The sequence below is a fragment of the Microvirga sp. P4_G7 genome, from assembly GCF_056401005.1.
The window spans coordinates 1-4,410 of the sequence record NZ_JBFUKD010000291.1 but is presented as its reverse complement, the minus strand read 5'-3'; the positions used below and the strand labels follow the sequence as shown (position 1 = coordinate 4,410).

The 4,410-nt window shown below is 62.5% G+C and carries 6 protein-coding genes; 3 read left to right on the top strand and 3 right to left on the bottom strand.

Annotated elements, in window-relative coordinates; genetic code table 11:
* Positions 1-145, top strand: a 145-nt coding sequence (locus tag AC1DT3_RS13030; protein WP_477465676.1) for a metal-sulfur cluster assembly factor, incomplete at its 5' end; no start/stop codon positions are given.
* Positions 146-241: 96 nt separating this feature from the next.
* Here AC1DT3_RS13030 and ybaL read toward each other — a convergent pair.
* Positions 242-1,945 carry a YbaL family putative K(+) efflux transporter gene (ybaL, locus tag AC1DT3_RS13025; RefSeq protein WP_477465674.1) on the bottom strand — a complete coding sequence of 568 codons (1,704 nt, stop codon included), beginning with the start codon at positions 1,943-1,945 and terminating at the stop codon, positions 242-244.
* A 272-nt stretch (positions 1,946-2,217) separates the two neighbouring features.
* Here ybaL and sufA point away from each other — a divergent pair, with 272 nt between their 5' ends.
* Together sufA and AC1DT3_RS13015 are read left to right on the top strand one after the other, a co-directional pair.
* The gene (gene sufA / locus AC1DT3_RS13020) at positions 2,218-2,598 is read left to right on the top strand and encodes a Fe-S cluster assembly scaffold SufA (protein WP_477465673.1); all 381 of its coding nucleotides are present in this window, start codon (positions 2,218-2,220) and stop codon (positions 2,596-2,598) included.
* On the top strand, positions 2,538-2,975 hold the full coding sequence (locus tag AC1DT3_RS13015) for a TfoX/Sxy family protein (protein WP_477465675.1): 438 nt from the start codon (positions 2,538-2,540) through the stop codon (positions 2,973-2,975). Before sufA ends, AC1DT3_RS13015 begins: the two co-directional genes overlap by 61 nt.
* A 2-nt stretch (positions 2,976-2,977) precedes the next feature.
* Here AC1DT3_RS13015 and AC1DT3_RS13010 read toward each other — a convergent pair whose 3' ends face one another.
* Entirely contained in the window at positions 2,978-3,535 is a 558-nt protein-coding gene (locus AC1DT3_RS13010; protein WP_477465672.1) for an NADPH-dependent FMN reductase, read from the bottom strand.
* Between the two features lie 55 nt (positions 3,536-3,590).
* A partial coding sequence (locus AC1DT3_RS13005) for a helicase-related protein (protein WP_477465671.1) occupies positions 3,591-4,410 on the bottom strand: 820 nt, incomplete at its 5' end.

The following is a 4,410-nucleotide window of genomic DNA, read 5'->3' as shown; positions in this document are numbered from 1 at the left end:
CGCCGGCGAGATGCCGGGTTGGGTCGAGAACGCCGTCAGCGCCGTCCAGGGCGTTCAAAGCTGCAAGGTCACGATGGTTTTCGATCCTCCGTGGGATCAGAGCCGCATGTCCGACGAGGCCCGCGTCGGCCTCGACATGTGGTGAGATTGCGTCCGACCTCGTCCTTCGAGACGGCCCTCCCGACTAGACTCTGAAGAGTGCATCCGCGCCGTCTCGAAGAATTGTCCAGGTCGCGCCAATTCAGGCAGCGGCCGGTTCCGGGTTGCCTGAAGCATCGTCGCCCGACGGAATGCTGCCGATCATGGCTTTCGCCACTTCCCGCTCGCCGAGAATGATGCTCGACGCACCGTACTTGAGAAGATGCGCCGATTCCGCGTCCGAATGGGCACGGGCGATGATCGGCAAGCTCGGATTGATGGCGCGCGCCTGTTCGACCACCTGTCCGCTCTCGAAGGCGTCCGGGATGGCGACGAGGAGGCAGCGCGCCGAAGAGATGTTGGCCGCTGCCGCGACTGAGGGGCTCGCGGCATTTCCTGCGATCGTCTCAATCCCTTCCTGTTGAAGATGGGCCGCCTTGTCATCGTTGTTTTCGATGACGAGGAACGGAACTTGGGCGGCATGGAGCTTCTTGCTGATGAACTTGCCGACGCGACCGTGACCGACGAGCACGACATGGTTCGTCAAAGACGTCGTGTGGCGCGGCTCTTCCAGTTTGGCTGGTGCCTCCTCAACCAGCTCGCTGTCGAGATCAGGCGGCAGGGTGTTCTTCTTGGCCCAGAAATCGAGCAGGCTGAACAGGAACGGATTGACCAGGATCGACAGGATGGCGCCGGCGAGGACAAGGTCGCGTCCGCGCTCGGGCAGCATCTCGAGATCGACGCCGAGGCCGATCAGGATGAACGAGAACTCGCCGATCTGCGCAAGGCTCGCCGCGATGGTGAGGGCGGTCAGCCGCGGATGGCCAAACAGCTGGACGATCGCGAGTGCCGCCAGTGACTTGCCGACCACGATGATCAGGAACGTCGCGAGAACCGGCCCAAAGTCCCTCACGATGATGTAGGGGTCGAACAGCATTCCGACCGAAACGAAGAACAGCACCGCGAAGGCGTCGCGCAGCGGGAGGGATTCCGAAGCCGCGCGATGGCTCAGTTCCGATTCGCTCAGGATCATGCCGGCGAAAAAGGCACCGAGCGCGAACGACACGCCGAACAGGGTCGCAGCGCCGTACGCGACGCCGAGYGCGATCGCGAGCACCGAGAGTCGAAACAACTCGCGCGAACCCGTATGCGCAACGAAATGCAGGATCCAAGGAATGACGCGTCGGCCGACGATCAGCATCAAAGCGACGAAAGCCCCGACCTTTCCGAGCGTGATCAACACGGGATAGGCGAGGGCGAGTAGGTCGCCGGAGGGATTTTTCAGCAGATTGGCGATCACCGGCAAAAGAACCAGGGTGAGCACCATCGCGAGATCTTCGACGATGAGCCAACCGACGGCGATGTGACCGCGCTCCGTTTCGACAAGGCGTCGTTCCTGCAACGCGCGGAGAAGAACGACGGTACTCGCCACGGACAGCGCAAGGCCGAACACCAATCCCGCGGCGATCGACCAGCCAAGGAACCAGGCGAGACCCATGCCCAGCGCGGTCGCCACGGCGATCTGCGCGATCGCTCCCGGGACCGCGATCGCCTTCACGGACAGCAGGTCCTTGAAAGAAAAATGCAGCCCGACGCCGAACATCAACAGAATGACGCCGATTTCAGCCAGTTGATTGGCGAGGCCCTGATCGGCCACGTATCCCGGCGTGAAGGGGCCGACGAGGACGCCCGCGAGGAGATATCCGACGAGAGGCGAAATGCGGATGCGATGGGCGAGGGCGCCGAGAKCGAAAGCCAGCACGAGACCGACGACGATGGTCGAGATCAACGGGGTATGGTGCGGCATCAGTTCTCCAGGTGCTGGGTCCGGGATGCGAAACCCCGTGTCTCTTCGATGAACGGCGTGTGATCGGCTGTGAAAGCGCAGCCTCCACTTTCGCGGATCGCGCCTTCGGCCAAGCCTCACCGTAAACATTGGAAAAATGGCCGACTCGTCAACCAAAAAGCGGTTGCAGGAAGGGAATTAATCTCGACCTTTGTCGTAAGGATGCCTATTTTAGAGTCCAGAAACGATCCTCGTTCTGCCCGGGCCTTGAACCCGGCCGTCAGGAGAGAACCATGGCACTACCGGGATTCAAGGTCATGACCTTGACCGATGCGGCAGCCGACCGCGTCAAGACCATCATCGCGAAGGCCGAACGCCCGATCGTCGGTGTTCGCGTCGGCGTGAAGAACGGCGGCTGCGCCGGCATGTCCTATGTCATGGAATATGCCGAGAACGTCAGCCCCCTCGACGAGATCCTTGAAGACAAGGGCGTAAAAGTCCTGATCGACCCGAAGGCGGTCCTGTTTCTTCTCGGAACGGAAATGGACTTTCAGACCAGCAAGATGTCGTCCCAGTTCGTGTTCAACAATCCGAACCAGACGTCCGCTTGCGGGTGCGGCGAATCCATCGCCATTACTCCCGCAGATCCGGAAGCGTTGGAGAAAGTCCAATAACCTGGAGCGCCGACGATATCAGCGATGTCTTTCGCGCTGTCGGTCCCGTTCGCATCCGCCGCATGTTCGGCGGGCTGGGCATCTATCACGAGGATGTGATGTTCGCTCTCGAGGCGAACGGCGATCTGTACCTTAAGGCGGACGCGGAGAGCGAGGGCGTGTTTCGCGACCTTGGTTCGCGTCCGTTCGGCTATGCGGGGCGGGATGGAAAGGTCGTCGTGATGAGCTACTGGCTCATGCCGACCTCAGCCTTCGATGATGTCGACGAGGCTGCCTCGCTCGCCAAGCTCGCCGTCGCCGCGGCCCTCCGGGCGAAATCCGCAAAGCCGTCAAAGCGTGCAGCGCAAAAGCCATCCGGCAAGCGCGCTGCGCGCTGAGATCACTTCTTCGCGTTGGCTTCGATCCACGCTGCAAACGACGTCATGAACTTACCCAGGAAGTTGCGAGTGCCGTCATTGACGAGTTTTCCGCTGTCATCGAGCAAGCTCGCGACATTGCCCACATAGGCCTCCGGCTGCTGCATCGCAGGCACGTTGAGGAACACCAGAGATTGGCGCAGATGGTGGTTCGCGCCGAAGGCGCCGATTGCACCTGGAGACACGCTGACCACGGCACCAGGCTTCCCATCCCAAGCGCTTTGCCCATAGGGCCGCGAGGCGACGTCGATCGCGTTCTTCAGAACGCCCGGCATAGAACGGTTGTATTCCGGAGTGACGAACAGCACCGCGTCGGCCGCCCTCACGCGTTGCCGGAATGCGACCCACGCTTCTGACGGCGCGGCGTCAAGATCCTGATTGTAAAGAGGTAGCTGACCGATCTCGACGAATTCGAGTTTCAGCTGTTCGGGGGCGAGGTCTGCGAGGGCGTTGGCGATCTTGCGGCTGAAGGATTCTTTGCGAAGGCTGCCAACAATGACAGCGACTTGGCGGGTGGCCATTGATCTCTCCGGTTGACGATGGGCGGACGGTCGAGACGCCGTCCGCCAACCTACCTTATTTCGCCTTCTTCGCGGAGACGGGCCGCATCAGGAAGGCGGGAACGTGATCGCCGAGACCCACGACCGGCGGATCGTTGTCGTCGCGATCGCGCCTGCGGTCGTTATGCCGCGCCTGCGGCGCAGCGTGTTGGTGGTGGTTCGAACGATCTTCCCTCGAACGATCCTCCCTCGGACGATCTTCCCTCGGACGTTCCTCCCGAGGTCTTTCCTCCCGGGGTCGCTCTTCTCTAACCCGTTCTTCTCGCGGCCGCTCGTCGCGGGGGCGGTCGTTTCTCGGCCGCCGTTCGCTCTGCCGCGGTTCGGCGGTGGCGGCGCTCGGCGGTTCGCGGTCGGCGGTAGCCTCGGCCTCGCGGGGGGCACGGCCTTCGCTTCTGCGTCCTCGGCCACCGGCACGCCCTTTGTCACGACCACGCTCGCGCCCTCGGGACGGACGCTCCTCGGACGCTGGAAGGTCAGCCAGTGTCGGTCCCGCCCATTCGATCTTGGTTTCGATCAGCTTCTCGACGGCGGCGATCGACTTCTCGTCCTTGCGTGTGACGAGGGTGAAAGACGCTCCGGCCCGGCCGGCCCGACCAGTGCGACCGATGCGGTGCACATAATCTTCGGCGTGATGGGGCGCGTCATAGTTGAAGACGTGGCTGACGGCCGGAATATCGAGGCCGCGCGCTGCAACGTCACTCGCTACGAGAATGGTCGTTTCGCCAGCCCGGAAGCTGTCGAGTGCAGCCATACGCGCGTGCTGATCCATATCGCCGTGCAGCGCCGCCGCGTTGAAGCCGTGCTTGAGCAGCGATCGGTGAAGGACGGCCACATCC